Annotated in this window: 13 protein-coding genes; 6 read left to right on the forward strand and 7 right to left on the reverse strand. The window is 58.9% G+C overall.

All coding sequences use genetic code 11. The features are described 5' to 3' along the window. Together SYN65AY6A5_RS14695 and SYN65AY6A5_RS08145 are read right to left on the reverse strand one after the other, a co-directional pair. Nucleotides 1-140, reverse strand: a 140-nt coding sequence (locus SYN65AY6A5_RS14695; protein ID WP_168174248.1) for a helix-turn-helix domain-containing protein, incomplete at its 3' end; no start/stop codon positions are given. Nucleotides 141-323: 183 nt separating this feature from the next. Next, a complete protein-coding gene (locus SYN65AY6A5_RS08145) occupies nucleotides 324-950 on the reverse strand; it encodes a nitroreductase family protein (RefSeq protein WP_099812400.1) in 627 nt (208 codons plus the stop codon). A 271-nt stretch (nucleotides 951-1221) separates the two neighbouring features. On the opposite strand from SYN65AY6A5_RS08145, the gene dapA reads away from it, so the two are divergent. Together dapA and SYN65AY6A5_RS08155 are read left to right on the forward strand one after the other, a co-directional pair. Continuing rightward, nucleotides 1222-2178 (forward strand): 4-hydroxy-tetrahydrodipicolinate synthase, encoded by a 957-nt coding sequence (dapA, locus tag SYN65AY6A5_RS08150; RefSeq protein WP_049749712.1) that lies wholly within the window; start codon nucleotides 1222-1224, stop codon nucleotides 2176-2178. Between the two features lie 253 nt (nucleotides 2179-2431). Continuing rightward, entirely contained in the window at nucleotides 2432-4282 is a 1851-nt protein-coding gene (locus SYN65AY6A5_RS08155; RefSeq protein ID WP_099835632.1) for a ribonuclease J, read from the forward strand. Between the two features lie 17 nt (nucleotides 4283-4299). Here the strand turns inward: SYN65AY6A5_RS08155 and SYN65AY6A5_RS08160 are convergent, their stop codons facing one another. After that, nucleotides 4300-5217, reverse strand: coding sequence for an SGNH/GDSL hydrolase family protein (locus SYN65AY6A5_RS08160; protein WP_240530495.1), 918 nt, complete (start codon nucleotides 5215-5217; stop codon nucleotides 4300-4302). 262 nt (nucleotides 5218-5479) lie between these two features. Between SYN65AY6A5_RS08160 and SYN65AY6A5_RS08165 the strand changes: the two genes are divergently transcribed. The 4 genes from SYN65AY6A5_RS08165 to SYN65AY6A5_RS08180 all read left to right on the forward strand — a co-directional run bounded on the left by SYN65AY6A5_RS08165 (nucleotide 5480) and on the right by SYN65AY6A5_RS08180 (nucleotide 11085). Next, entirely contained in the window at nucleotides 5480-6769 is a 1290-nt protein-coding gene (locus SYN65AY6A5_RS08165) for an HD domain-containing protein (RefSeq protein WP_011429522.1), read from the forward strand. A 66-nt stretch (nucleotides 6770-6835) separates the two neighbouring features. Then, nucleotides 6836-8041, forward strand: a complete 1206-nt coding sequence (locus SYN65AY6A5_RS08170) for a glycosyltransferase family 2 protein (RefSeq protein WP_240531014.1) — start codon at nucleotides 6836-6838, stop codon at nucleotides 8039-8041. Nucleotides 8042-8121: 80 nt separating this feature from the next. Then, a complete protein-coding gene (gene purD, locus SYN65AY6A5_RS08175; protein WP_099812403.1) occupies nucleotides 8122-9417 on the forward strand; it encodes a phosphoribosylamine--glycine ligase in 1296 nt (431 codons plus the stop codon). Between the two features lie 474 nt (nucleotides 9418-9891). Continuing rightward, entirely contained in the window at nucleotides 9892-11085 is a 1194-nt protein-coding gene (locus tag SYN65AY6A5_RS08180; RefSeq protein WP_099813244.1) for an RNA-guided endonuclease TnpB family protein, read from the forward strand. On the opposite strand, the gene SYN65AY6A5_RS08185 is transcribed toward SYN65AY6A5_RS08180, so the two are convergent. From SYN65AY6A5_RS08185 to SYN65AY6A5_RS08200, 4 genes are all read right to left on the reverse strand, one after another. Then, entirely contained in the window at nucleotides 11082-11582 is a 501-nt protein-coding gene (locus SYN65AY6A5_RS08185; protein WP_011431713.1) for a nitrate reductase associated protein, read from the reverse strand. The two genes, SYN65AY6A5_RS08180 and SYN65AY6A5_RS08185, sit on opposite strands and share 4 nt — an antisense overlap. 24 nt (nucleotides 11583-11606) lie before the next feature. Beyond that, nucleotides 11607-13742, reverse strand: a complete 2136-nt coding sequence (locus SYN65AY6A5_RS08190) for a nitrate reductase (RefSeq protein WP_099884595.1) — start codon at nucleotides 13740-13742, stop codon at nucleotides 11607-11609. A gap of 108 nt (nucleotides 13743-13850) precedes the next feature. After that, entirely contained in the window at nucleotides 13851-14303 is a 453-nt protein-coding gene (locus tag SYN65AY6A5_RS08195; protein WP_099884217.1) for a Uma2 family endonuclease, read from the reverse strand. A 12-nt stretch (nucleotides 14304-14315) separates the two neighbouring features. After that, nucleotides 14316-14564, reverse strand: a 249-nt coding sequence (locus tag SYN65AY6A5_RS08200; protein ID WP_206336905.1) for a transposase, incomplete at its 5' end; no start/stop codon positions are given.

Raw genomic sequence — 14564 nt, forward strand, 5'->3', positions numbered from 1 at the left:
TTGCAGCGATTCTGCTCCCACCCGTTGAACCGTTCTGCCAGGCGATAGTTGTACTGCCTACGCAGCAGCTCCAGCCACTCACCCATCAGGGCGACTTGGCTAGCAGTAGGGCGCAAGCGGTACTGGTAAGCGGTTCTCATGATGAATGCATTGTACCTGTTGAACGCTCCCGCCTCTCATCCTGACTCTGGCCGGCCCGCCCCCCTACATCCCTCCGCCCCCCTATATCCCCCCGTATACGGGGGGACTGGGGGGCTGGGATATAGGGGGGTACAGAGCGGGGCTTCCAGGACTACGTCCCGCTAGCGCGAACGGCGGATTAGCTAAAACTCCCGCCCTCGCCCAAAGGCCAGAACTTCATCCACCCCCAAGCGAGGCTTGCGCGGCAAGTTGCCGGGCGCAGGGTAGCCCACCGCCAGCAGCATCACCGGCACGTAGCGATCGGCAATCCCAAACTCTCGCTTGACCCCTTCAGGGTCAAAGCCGATCATCGGCCCGCTCACCAAACCCTTCGCCTGCGCCGCGATCATCAGTGCCATGGCCGCCAGCGCCCCGGAGCGAATCGCCTCGTCCCGCGCCAAGGTGGGGTTGTTGGCGTAGGTGGCTTGGGCCATGCTTACCCAACTTTCCGCCCGCTCAGGAGGGAGGATCCCGGCGGCAACGGCCCTTTGGGCGATCTCAGGCAGCTTCTCATAGCCCTTCAGATCCCCCAAGATGATAAACACCACCGCCGCATCCGCCACCTTCTGCTGGTTGTAGGCCAGGGCCTTGAGGCGCTCTTTATCTGCAGGATCGGCGACGGCAACAAACCGCCAATGCTGGATGTTGAAGGAAGAGGGGGCTTCCGTAGCATAGGCAACCAGCTCTTGGATCTCCATCTCCGATAAAGAGCGGCTGGGATCGAACTTGTCGGCGGAGATGCGCGCTTTTAGGGCGGCTAGGGCGTCCATCGCAATCCTCGAAGCTCAAAGGTCGAAAGCAAGAAGGCTGCTGACCCCACGACTGGAGGCAGAGTTGGTGAGCAGCCGTACATTCTGGGTTCAAACGGTCTGCCCTCTCTAGGTTATCTCCTTTTTAGCCGGTCTGAAGCAACCGGTGAGCCGGGCCTTGGCAAGCAGCCCCCTCGGCCAAACGGGATCCCTGGCCCAAAGGCGGCTATGATAAGGGGATAATCAAGGCTCTAGCCCGCAGCATTGGATTTTGCGGGGTCACAGACCGGCGATGGCGAGCGGTGTGGTTGATGGGGAGAGGCAACCTGTGAATTTCGGTCGCGTGCTGACGGCAATGGTGACTCCCTTTACACCTGAGGGGGAGCTTAACTACGAAGAAGCCGCTCGTTTGGCCGATTACTTGGTAACCCATGGCAGCGATGGTCTCGTGGTCTGTGGCACCACCGGCGAGTCTCCCACCCTAACCTGGCAAGAGGAGTACGAACTGTTCCGCGTGGTGCGAGATGCGGTGGCCGGTCGGGCTAAAGTTATCGCCGGGACGGGATCCAACTCCACCCGCGAAGCCATTGAAGCCACCAAAAAAGCTGCCCAATTGGGCTTGGATGGCTCTTTACAGGTGGTGCCCTACTACAACAAACCCACCCAAGCTGGCCTCTATCAGCACTTTAAGGCGATCGCCCAAGCCAGCGACCTGCCCATCATGCTCTACAACATTCCTGGTCGGACGGGGGTGAGCCTGCAGCCGGAAACTGTGGCGAAATTGGCGGAGTTGGAAACGATTGTCGCCATCAAGGAAGCTAGTGGTATAATGGACGCAGTCTCGGAAATTCGGCGGCTCACTCCCTCACATTTCGGCATCTACTCAGGAGATGACTCTCTGACATTGCCGATCCTATCTTTGGGAGGCAGCGGTGTGGTCAGTGTAGCTAGCCACTTAGTTGGGCCGCAACTGCAGGAATTGATTCAAAGCTACAGCAGGGGACAACACGACCAAGCCTTGACTTATCATTTGCGTCTGTTTCCGCTGTTTAAGGCTTTGTTTATTGAGACCAACCCTGTTCCGATCAAAGCAGCGCTAGAGATGCAGGGTTGGCTAGTGGGGCAGGTGCGCCCTCCGCTGGTGCCTCTCCAGGGCGGTTCTTTACAGGTTTTACGGCAAGTGCTGCAAGAAATGGGCCTCCTGGCTGAAGCGCAGGGATCCGAACGAAGGACGGCGAAGGCTTCATGATTCGATTATTTTCTTAGGTTTTACCTTTACCATGACGAGAGTTTTTTAAGGGTTAGGGGGTCTTCTGTGGCGTTTGAGCTGTGATTAAGACAGTTTTCCTTCTAATTTTTGCTTTTTCCCAACTGGGAAAGAGGTAAATTGCAACAGCGGAATCCGCCTTTTACCTATGACCTTGCGGGTAAGTTTGCTGGGATTTGTCTATACCAGTTTTCGTCTGTTGTTTGACTGTCACTGTTGAGGATCTAAAGCTAGTATGCCAACACCACGTACTTCGATCGCTTCCCGTCCTGCGGCTTCGGCAGCTAAGCCCACTTCCTCTCTGCAGATGATCCCGCTAGGAGGCGAGCGGGAGATCGGCAAAAACACCTGGGCCTTCCGCTACGAGGATGACATCATCCTGCTGGATGCCGGTTTGGCTTTTCCCGATGAGAGCATGCACGGCATCAACATCGTGCTGCCGGACATGACCTACATCAAGCAAAACCGGGACAAGGTGCGGGGGATGGTAGTTACCCACGGCCACGAAGATCACATTGGCGGGATCCCGTATCACCTACGAGAATTCGACATTCCGGTTATCTATGGCCCGCGTTTGGCGCTGGCGCTGCTGGAGGACAAGCTGCGCGAGGTGGGGCTGTTGAACCGCACAGAATTGCGCCCGGTCGGGCCGCGAGATATCGTGCCCCTGAGCAAGAACTTTTTTGCCGAATTCATCCGCAATACCCACTCTTTTCCCGACAGCTTCACGGTGGCTCTGCACACGCCGGTGGGTGTTGTCATCCAGACGGGCGACTTCAAGATCGACCACACACCGGTGGATGGGGAGCGCTTCGACCTGCAGCGGCTGGCCGAGCACGGGGAAAAGGGGGTGCTGTGTCTGATTAGCGACTCCACCAACGCCGAGGTGCCCGGGTTTACTCCTTCCGAAGCCTCGGTAGTGCCAGGCCTTACCAAGGCGATTGCGGGAGCCAAGGGACGGGTGATCATCACTACCTTCGCTTCTTCGGTACATCGCCTCAACTTGGTGTTGCAGATTGCTGAGCAGCAGGGCCGGGTGGTGTCTTTGCTGGGGCGCTCGATGTTGAACGTGGTGGCTCACGCGCGGCGCCTGGGCTACATCCGCTGCAAGGACGAGACGCTGCAGCCGATGCATGTCATCAACAGCCTGCCGGACGACAAAGTGATCATCCTCACCACGGGATCCCAAGGCGAGCCGCTGGCTGCTCTGACCCGCATTGCCAACGGCGAGCATCCGCAGTTGCAGATCAAGCCAGGAGACACGGTGATTTGGTCGGCCAACCCCATTCCCGGCAACACGCTCGCAGTAACGCGGGTCATCGACAAGCTGATGGAGCTGGGAGCCGATGTCATCTACGGCAAGGACAAGGGGCTACACGTCTCCGGCCACGGCTGTCAGGAAGACCAAAAGCTGATGATCGCCCTCACGCGCCCCAAGTTCTTTGTTCCTACCCACGGGGAGTACCGCATGCTCGTCAAGCACGCCGAAACGGCGATGAGCATGGGGATCCCGCGGGAAAACATCGTGATCATCGGCAACGGCGATGTGGTGGAGGTGAACCAGGAGCGCATTGCCATTGTAGACAAAGTGCCTTCTGGCCTGCAGATGATCGCCGCTTCCCACGATGGGGTGGTGATGGACGAGATGCTGCAAGAGCGCCAGCAGATGGCCAAAGATGGCATGCTGACGGTGGTGATCAGCTTGGATGGCAGGGGCCAGTTGCTCTGCACGCCGCAGGTGCAAAGCTTGGGCCTAGCAGGCGAGGGCACCTCTCTCAAGGGATCCGACCTGAAACCCCTGCTGGAGGACACCCTCAAGCAAGCTTGGCCGCGCTTTGCCCGCTCGCTGGAGCGGGGCAGGCTGGATATTGACTGGGCCGGCCTCAAGGCAGAAGTGGAGCGGGTGGTGCGCCGCTTTGTGCGGGAACAGTTGCCCGGCAAGCCGACGGTGCTGGTTTTTGTGCAATCGCCTGAGGAGGAGTCTGTACCTGTAACTGCTCTGCCCACAGGGGAGACGAAGACAGAACAGGAACGGATAGCCCTGGGGCGGCGGCGGCGCTCCTCGGCGGCGGTGGCGGCTTCGTAAGACCCGGTGGCTGGCGCTCAGGTCTCCTCCTTCTTCCCTGGGCCGGGGGGGTTGAGCTCTGCTGCCGGAAAGCTGCTGGAAGAGAGCTCTGCCTTGCCAAGGGCGGCCAACGCTTCGGGAGAAAGGGATCCCACGTCGCTAAAGGGCGGGCAGCGGTTTTGGGGCGGAACGGGCTGCTGCAGGGCTCTCAGGAAGGCCTCGGCCAGGTCGGCGTAGCCCCGGTCGTTGGGGTGAAAGCCATCCGCCAGCGGGCCAGGGAAGAAAGACTCGCGGCGGTAGGAGCGGGGATCGCAGAGCAAGTCCACTACGGGGATCCCCTGTTGGCTCAGGGGGTTGATGGCCCGTTGGCTAAGGCTGACGGAGACTAGAGCCAAAAGTTGCCGCAGGCCGCTGGGCTGCTGCTGGCCTAGGGGAATCAGGGCAAAGTTGGGCAGGTTGGCCACTGCTAGGCGAGCTTGGGGGGCGCGAGCCCGCACCGCCTGGAGCAGAGTTTGGTAGTCGGCGGCAAACTGTTGGATCTGGCGTTCAATAAAGGCTAAGGGATCCTCCCCCTGCAGGGCCCGTTGGGCGGCGGCAAAAACAATGGCGTTGGTGTTGTTGCCGCCCACCCAGATGGTGATTAGGTCAGCATTGGGAGGGATGCGCGGCACTTGATCCTGGAGCAGGTTGGCCGGGATCCCTTCCCGCAGGGCTTGCATGGCCGGGCTGAGCACCGCTCCCGAGCGGCCCAAGTTGATGAGCTCCACCGGGCCGGGCAGCAGGCGGGCCAGGCGAGGGACATACCCCGTTCCATTGGGGCAGTCCAGGGGTTCTGAGCGCTGCGGACGGGTGCCGGCCGCGTTGGCCGGGCCATCGCAGGAGATGGAGGCGTTGAAGCCGACGGCATCGCTGGCTCCCAGGGCAACGTAGCGGGTGAGGGCGGGTGGGCCGGGCACAGCAGGCAGAGGGGATTTCGAAGCGGCAGAACAGGCGGCTAGCCCTGATCCGAGCAGCAAAATTAGGATTGAGAGGAGGAGCAGCCCAGCCGTCTGAGGGTCTGGAGGTCGGTTTTTTCGGTATCTGGACGCTTGCATCTGTCGGCAAAGAAAGCAGGTGCAAGGGGGTAGCTTTGGAAAGACTGGGCAGGGGTCGGGCGGGGCGGGAAGCCCCCCAGACAGGCTAACCAAAGATCGGCCAATCGGCGAGTATGGTGGGAGTATGGCGCTGCGCTTTTGCAAGTCCCGCACCTACCACGATCCCCTGCACGGCGCCATCAGCCTGGATGGCGGGGATCCGGTTGAGGCGCTGCTGATTCGCCTCATCGACACACCGGCCTTCCAACGCCTGCGCCGCATCCGCCAGTTGGACACCGCTTTTTTGACCTTCCACGGGGCCGAGGGATCCCGCTTTACCCACTCGGTGGGGGTGCTGCAGGTTACGCGGCGGCTGCTCGACAAGTTGGCCCGCCGCTACCCGGAGCTGCGCCCCTACCGCGCCGTTACCCTGGTTGCCGCCCTGCTGCACGACATTGGGCACCCTCCTTTTAGCCATGCAGGGGAGGAGATTTTTGGCTGCCGCCATGAGGTCTGGACGGCCCGCATTGTACGCGAGGATCCCCAGGTGGCGACTCTTCTGGCGGAGTTCGACCCGCAACTGCCCGCTCAACTGGAGCAGGTGTGGCAGAAACGCTTCCCCCTGCCGCTGGTGGGGCAGCTCATTGCCAGCCAACTGGACTGCGACCGTTTTGATTACCTCATGCGCGACAGCCTGCTCACCGGCGCCCAATACGGCCACCTGGATCTGGATCGCATCCTCACGGTGTTGGACTACGACCCGGAGACGGGATCCCTCTCCATTCCCGCCCGCAAAGGCCTGGGAGCCATCGAACATTACCTGGTGGTGCGCTACTTCATGTACACCCAGGTCTACCAGCACCCCAAGAGCCTCTGCGCCCGCTTCATTTTGGATCGCCTCTTCAAGCGGGCCCAGATCCTTTTGCAAAAGGGGGAGATCGAGTTGGATCCCATCCTGAGCGCCTGGTGCTGGGCCGCGCTGGCGGCGCAAAAGGGGGATCCCTTCGAGCTGCCTTTGCCCCTCTACCTGGCCGCTGACGATGTGATGTTCAGCTACCCTTTCCGCTTTTGGGCTATGGTGGGGAAGGATCCCATCTTGGCGGATCTGGCGCGGCGCTACCTGGAGCGGGATCTGTTCAAAGCCCGCAACCTCACCCGCTTGCCAGCCGAGCGACGCCAAGAGCTGGTGGCAACTCTAAGCCAGAAGATGCAGCGAGATGGCTTGGATCCAGAAAGCTATCTGGGAATCCGCTCCGCCCACGTCCAGGGCTACAGCTTTTACGACCAAGGGATCCAGCTCAAAACCGAAGACGGCTACGCAGAAATTGCCCAGCTCTCGCCGCTGGTGCGGGCTTTGGTGGAAACGCAAAGCCAGGTTTGGCTGATCTTTCCCCGCCCCTACAGCGATATCGTAGAAGGGGCGCTGTCTGCTTAGAGGATTGGGAGATCCTAGGGCCAGGGCATGGGCAAAGCCGTTCGTATCTAAGCGAGGGAAGCAAGCGTGGGGATCCCGGAGATCCTGGCGGGGGTGTTGGCGCCGACGGCCCTGGCCATTGCGTTGGTGGCGCTGCGGCTGTGGCGGGCGCTGCGGGCCTCCCCCTGGCTGAGGGATCCCTCGCCGGAGCAAGCGGCAGCAGTGGCAGCGGCCATGGAGCGGCTGGCGGTGATCGTGCCCGCCTACAACGAAGCGGAGAACGTGGTGGGCTGCCTGAGCAGCATCCTGGACAGCACCGCCGCCCCCTTGCAAGTGTGGCTGGTGGACGACGACTCCACCGATGCCACCTGGGAGCTGGCCCAGGGACTGGCCGCCAAGCGACAGGATCCGCGGCTGCACCTGCTCAAAGGGGATCCCCGCCCCCAAGGCCAGACCTGGGTGGGCAAAAACTGGGCCTGTGCCCAAGCCGTTGCCGCCCTAGCCGCCCAGCCTGATCCCCCCGACTACCTGCTCTTTCTCGACTGCGACGTGCGGCTGGAAAGTGGAGCCATCGAAGCCGCCTTAGGACATTTGCTGGCAAGCGGCAGCGGCCTGGTAAGCGTGGGGCCGCAGTTGGTGTGCGGCTGCCTGGCCGAGTGGCTGGTGCAGCCCATCATGATGGTCATCTTGGCGGCAGGCTACGACTTTGCCGCCGTGAATGATCCCAAGCGTCCCAAGGCCTTTGCCTTCGGGCCGTTCATGCTGTTTCGCCGCTCCGCCTACGAGCAAGTGGGCGGACACGCCGGCGTGGCCGAGGTGGTCATCGAGGATGTGGCGCTGGGACAGCGCATCAAAGCGGCCGGCCTCGGCCTGCAGATCTGCCTGGGGGGGCCGCGGGTGCGCAGCCGCATGTACGCCAATGGGGCCGCCCTCTGGGAAGGGTGGACGAAAAACTGGTTCCTGGGCCTGGAGCGCAACTGGGCCTTGGCCGTGTTGGCAATGGTCACGGTCTTGGGGATCTGCAGCTTGCCCTGGTTGGGGGTGATCCTGGCTGGGGCTACGGGATCCCTGGAGGTGCTGTTGGCCAGCTTGGCAGGGATCCTGGCCCAATTGGCCATCCGGCTCTTGCTCCGGCATTGGGCGCATCTGCCCCTGCGCTACTGGTGGCTAACGGCAGTGGGGGGTTGGGCGACAGCGGCCATCATCTTGGCTTCGGCCATCCGCACCACCACCGGCCGCAACTGGACCTGGCGGGGCCGTTCTCTCGCCGTCCACAGTGTGCCAACACCCTAGAAACGGGGCAAGAACATGGTCTAATGGGGGATGTTCGGGAGACAGGCAAGCTGGGTTTAGAAACGGTGGAATAACACACTATGCAGGCTCTGGTCATCGGATCGGGGGGACGAGAACACGCCCTGGCCTGGAAGCTGTTGCAGTCTCCCCAGGTTACTCGGGTCTACTGTGCCCCCGGCAACGGCGGCATGCAGCAGATGCCCCGCTGTCAATCCGTGGCTTTGGCGGCTACCGACATTGAAGGCCTGGTGCGGTTTGCTACCGTACAAGGGATCCGCCTGACGGTGGTAGGGCCAGAGCTGCCCTTGGTGCAGGGGATCGTGGACGCCTTCCAGGCAGCAGGGTTGCCCATTTTCGGGCCTAGCCGCGCCGCTGCCCAACTGGAAGGAAGCAAACTCTGGGCTAAGCAATTGATGCAAGAGGCGGGGATCCCGACTGCTCGCGCTACCGGCTTTGCTGAGCTATCTGCCGCTGTGGCCTATCTCGACTCCCAGAGTTTCCCAGTGGTCATCAAAAAAGACGGACTGGCTGCCGGCAAGGGGGTAACCGTTGCCCAAAACCGGGAAGAAGCCGTGCAAGCCCTGGAAGCAGCCCTGGCCAAGCCGGGCGATCAGGTGCTGATCGAGGAGTTTATCCCCGGCCAGGAGGTGTCGGTTTTGGCTCTAACCGATGGCCAGATCTGTGTGCCGCTGCCACCTGCCCAGGACTACAAGCGCCTTGGCGAGGGCGATACTGGCCCCAACACCGGCGGCATGGGAGCTCATGCCCCTGCGGATCACCTGGTCACTCCAGAAGGGTTGGCCCGCATCCAAACCCAGATCCTGGATCCCACCCTGGAGGCTTTGCAACGGCGGGGCATCCGCTACCAGGGGGTGATCTATGCCGGTTTGATGATCACGCCCAGTGGGGATCCCTACGTGTTGGAGTACAACTGCCGCTTTGGGGATCCCGAAGCTCAGGTCATCCTGCCCTTGCTGGAAAACCCTTTGGACGAGGTGCTGCTGGCCTGTATAGAAGGACGGCTGGCCCAAATCCAGCTCAAATGGAAACCCGGCTATGCCGCCTGCGTGGTGATGGCAGCCCCAGGCTATCCCGATGCCTACGAGCGAGGGATCCCCATCTCCGGCTTGGATGCAGCTGCCACCACGGGGGCGTTGGTGTTTCATGCGGGTACCCGCCAGGCAGGCAAGCAGCTCCTGAGCGATGGCGGGCGCGTTCTCTGTCTTACCGGCCAAGGGGCAACCCTATCCGAGGCCCTGCGCCAAGCCTACGCAGCTGTGGAGCAAGTGCAGTTTCCCAAGGCCTACTATCGTTCTGACATCGGCAGCCACGCCCTGGGGCCTGCCGTCCGCCGAGGAGTGATCCCTACCCCATAAAGCCATCCCTTGCCCTCTCAGCTGCAGCCGGATGGAAGAAGCCCCAGAGGGGTCGCTCCTCCAGGGCCCATAAAGCAGCTTTGAAAAAAGCTTTGATGCTTAGACGATAGCGCTTTCGGTAACAAGACGGCAACAGTGATATCAAAAGCTCAACTTTACTTTAGATTCCTTAACAATAGCCCTCTGCTTTGACTAGGCACGGATATTGCCAAGGCCGAGCCTCCCCTGTCGAGAGGGATCCCGCATCAGCTCACTTGAGCCGTTGCAGTCGCAGACCTGGATCCCTTGGGGCAGGGATTTCCTCGCTCTCCTCTCCCCTGGTGGAAAAGAGGTTGGGGGTGGTCGCCTGTGGCAGCGCATGGCAGAGGAGACTATCTCTCTCAAATAGATTCAGCTAGAAATCGCAGGAGCCCCGCACTGTACCCGTAGGGTCAGTGCCGGGAGGAATGCGCTTTGATGAAGTACAATGAACTTATGAGCCAAGTCCTGACCGTCTCCTGTAAGCTCAAGGCGTCCCAGTCGCAAGCCGCCAAATTGGACGCGACGATGGAGGCTTTTGGCCAAGCCTTGAACTGGGTCAACCAGAACACGCCGGAGAAGATCGTCAACGCGGTCAAACTGCAATCCCTTTGCTACTACGAGATTCGAGCCCGGTTCGGCTTGTCCAGTAATCTGGCCCAGCAGGTCTGCAGACGGGTGGCAGGCGCTCGCAAAGTGGCGAGACAGCGCAACCGTCCAGTTAAAGAGTTCAAGCGTAGGTTCGTTACCTACGATGCACGTATCTTCTCGTTTCGCGAGAAAGACTGGACAGTGTCGCTTGCCACGGTTGATGGAAGAGAACGCTTTGAGCTAGCCATTGGCAACTACCAGAGGGGAATGCTGGCTGGCTCTAACCCCAAATCGGCCACCCTATTCCAGCGGAAGGATGGCTCCTACTACATCCAGATTTGCGTAGAGAAAAAACCACCCAAGCAACAAGATACCGACAAGGTGATCGGGGTGGACTTGGGAAGGACAGATATTGCCCATACGTCAGAGGGGGACAACTGGAATGGACAGCAGTTGAACAGAGTCCGAGACCACTACTCCCGGTTGAGGGCGGTACTCCAACGTAAAGCCAGTAAGGGCACACGCAGTTCGCGGCGCAGATGCCGTCAACTGCTGCAACGGCTGTCTGGCAAGGAGAGACGCTTTCAAGTGTGGGTCAATCATCGCATCTCCAAAGCTATTGTCTCTAGGGCAAAAGCTACCAACAGCGCTATCGCCCTGGAGGACCTGACAGGGATCCGGGAAAGAGTCAATCAACAGCCACGCAGCAAAACCGAAAGGCGTAGGGCTAACAGTTGGGCGTTCTACCAACTACGTCAGTTTCTGGAGTACAAGGCGAGGGTTGCAGGGGTTCCCTTGATTCTTGTGCCGCCTGCCTACACGTCGCAGACCTGCCACCGGTGTTTGCACATCCATCCCGACCCTGCGCAATCCTATCGCAGTGGCAAGTCGTTCAAGTGTGGGCACTGTGGATGGGAAGGGGATGCGGATTTGAATGGTGCGAATGTGATTGCGCTCTTGGGGGCTGTCGTAAACCAGCCTAGAGGTTCGGGCTTGTTTTGTTCTCTGGTAGAGCAGAACAGGCTCAGGGCTACTGAAAGCCCGCTCCGTACCGCTTAGCGGTCGGAGCCGGGTAGTTTACAGTAACTGCAATCACCATCCCTCGCCATCTTCAGGCCAAACTCTCGCAGAGCGGGCAAGAAATTTTTATTTTCGTGATGGGATCGGCTCAACTTCAGCAAGGCAAATCTCTGGATATCGTGCAAGTTTCTCCAGAAATCGAGGGCAAGCCGGATCCCCAGGTCTTGAGCTTTTTGTTGGACAGCCATTGGGATCTGGTTGGGATTTTGCCATTCAGGCTGGGGATCAATGGGAATCTCTTGCGCCTCTTCGTGGCAGATGGAGCGAACCAAATGGCGCAGATGGTTGCGGAGTTCTTCTAGATCCTGTGGAGATTCAGAGGGCCAATCAACACACTTCCGCCGCTCTTCTAAGGAAAACTTGGCCCATTGATGGAGCTTGAGCTTGATCCCGCACAAATCCAGCTTTAGGCGCAAGGTCATGGGGATGCATCGCAGAGAGTCGGCAAAATCTTGCTCAAACTGAAACAGAGTCATGGGAACCTCGATTAGGAACCAAATCTAGAGTTGAGGGGATTGCTTGAGCGGTGGGTCGGCTTTCTCAAGAGCAACGGCACAGGCTTTTAATTCCGGCTGGCCGGAATCGGGACAACTGATGTCATGGGTAAGGGCATTACACTCGGCTTGTTCTGCCCAGAGGGATCCCCAGTGCATGGGTACAAATAGCGTACCGGGAGCAATGTTGGCAGTTATCTTGGCCGGGAAATAGGCCCGTCCGCGGGCAGAACGCACTTGAACCCAATCTCCATCTTGGATGCCCAGTTTTTCCGCATCGCGAGGATGGATTTCAATAAAGGGTTGGGGGTGCATGTGCTTGATTTTTTCAATCCTGCCGGTGCGGGTTTGGGTGTGCCAATGGCCGTAAAGCCTGCCCGTGGTTAATATGTAGGGAAACTGGGGATCCGGCGGCTCTGCTAGGCCACGGGAATGGTGGGGGATAAAGCGGGCGCGGCCATTGGGGGTCGGGAAACGCCAATCTGTGTAGAGGCGAGTGGACTTAGGGGCCGAGGTTCTTTCTTTGGGATAAGGCCATTGCTGAGGGCCTTGTTCTGCCAAAAGGGCATGGCTGAGGCCGGAGTGATCGCAGAGGCGATTTGCGGTAAGGGCGGCAAATTCTGCATAAACCTCTGCCGCGGTTTGGAAGGAAAATTGCGCTTCAAAGCCCAACCTGCGCCCCACTTCAGCAAAGATCTCCCAATCGGGTCGGGCTTCGCCAGGGGGGTCTCGAAAGGCTTGACAAAGGGTAACCCTGCGCTCGGAGTTGGTCATCACCCCGGTTTTCTCGCTCCACTGACAGGCAGGCAAAAGCAAATGGGCATATTCTGCCGTTTCCGTAGGGTAATAAGCCTCTTGATAAACAGTAAAGGGAGACTTTTTCAGGGCTTTTTTGACCCGTTCCAGATCCGGAAAGCTCACCAAAGGATTAGTGGCCACAATCCAAAAGAACTGCAGGGATCCCGTCTCCAGAGCGGCAATCATCTCGGTGGCCCTCAGCCCTGGGCAGGGAGAGAGGGAACCGCTGGGCAAACCCCAAGCCTGCTCCACCTCTGCCCGATGCTGGGGCTGGCTCACCAGCCGATATCCCGGCAGCAGATGAGATAACCCCCCTGCCTCTCGACCGCCCATGGCATTGGGCTGGCCGGTCAAGGAAAAGGGGCCCGTCCCCGGTCGGCCAATTTGCCCAGTTAGAAGATGGAGATTGATTAGGCTGGTGATCTTGGCGGTGCCCTCGCTGGACTGGTTTAGGCCCATCGACCAAAGGGAGAGAACCCTTTGGGATCCCTGCCAAAGCTTGGCTGCTTCGATCAAATCCTCGGTGGCAATTCCGCAGCGCTGGGCCACAATCTGCGGTTCATAATCGGCCAGCAAAGCTGCATATTCGGCAAAACCTTGGGTGAAGCCCTCGATAAAATCAGCAGCAATGGATCCCCACTTTAACAACAAATGGGCAATCCCATTGAAAAGATCGATATCGGTTCCAGGACAAATTTTTAAGTGGAGATCGGCAGCTTCTGCTGTCTGAGTGCGCCGGGGATCCACGACCACCATTTTGAGGGGGGATCCGGGCTTGTGCCGCTTCTTCAGGCGATTAAAAAGAATGGGATGGCACTCTGCTGTGTTGGTGCCCACCAGAAAAGCCAGATTGCAGAGATCGAGATCCTCGTAGCAGCAGGGGGGGCCATCGGATCCCAGGGATTGGGTGTAGGCCGAGACGGCTGAGGACATGCACAGGCGCGAGTTGGTGTCAAAATTATTGGTGCCCAGGCAGCCCTTAATGAGCTTTTGAGCAACGTAATAGTCTTCAGTGAGCAACTGCCCCGATCCATACATGGCTATGGAGTGGGGGTTGTCTTTGAGGCGGCGCAGCCGAGAAACCATCTCCTCAAAAGCTTGATCCCAAGAAATGCGGCGAAAGGGCTGATCCAAGCTCTCCCGAAACAGGGGAGAGAGCAGCCGATCTCGACCAACTGCCTCCAGAACCGTAGCCCCCTTTACACAGACCATCCCCAAGCTGGAAGGATGCTCCCGGTCGCCTCTCATTTTCCAGTCACCTGAGGCTGTCGAAACCGCCTCCAATCCACATCCCACACCGCAATAGGGACATAGGGTTTTGATGACAGCTTTTTCCGACTCCATCGCGGTCACCATGAGTTGGGATCCCTATTAAACGCCCAATTCTCTCGCATTTTGGATCCCTTAGCTGAGAAGAGCGGCAACTTGGATCTCCAAGCCAGGTAATACAACCTAGCTCTTGTCAGTGTCCTGTTCAGCTGGCCAAAGATGGCCATCTTGAGTTTGGATAAAAACGTATTTGCTTCTGGGAAAAATCAGCCAGACTTCCAGTACATCGGAGCTGAGATACTCTTGGGCTTTTAGGAAAATATCTTCTCCACAGTCGGTTGGAGAGAAGATCTCCTCAACCAGAGGATAGCTCTGCAGCAGCGTGGCAATATCCTCTCCAAATTGCTGGATTAAATCTGGAGATGAGTAGGCAGCATCAGGTCTTCTGACTCTGCCTTTGGTTTGGCCGGGAGCCTTCACCAAAACCATACCCCCCAATGGCTGACATTCAACATAACCGAGCCAACGGAAGAGAAGTCGGGTTTGGATCTTTGCATGCCCTAAGGTTTGCCCCACTTTCTCCACAATGTAGCCATCTACCCATTTGGTTTGGGCAACTGGATTGGCCAGATACAGCCTGTTAAGGACTCAAGGGGTACAATAGCAGCACTTAGCAAACCAACTTCGGAAGGAGGATGGATTGATCAGTAGTAAAGAAGTCTTCACTATCTGCTCCATGCTATACTTCCCAATTCTGCAAAGCTGCCGAATAAAATGCTTCAACACCGACCACATCATCTCAATGGGATTCAACTCCGGCGCATACACAGGCAGGTATAGGATTCGTGCTCCTGTCCCCCTAATCAATTCCTCAACTTCCCGACTCTTGTGGATATT

Source organism: Synechococcus sp. 65AY6A5, assembly GCF_002760415.1.
GTDB lineage: Bacteria > Cyanobacteriota > Cyanobacteriia > Thermostichales > Thermostichaceae > Thermostichus.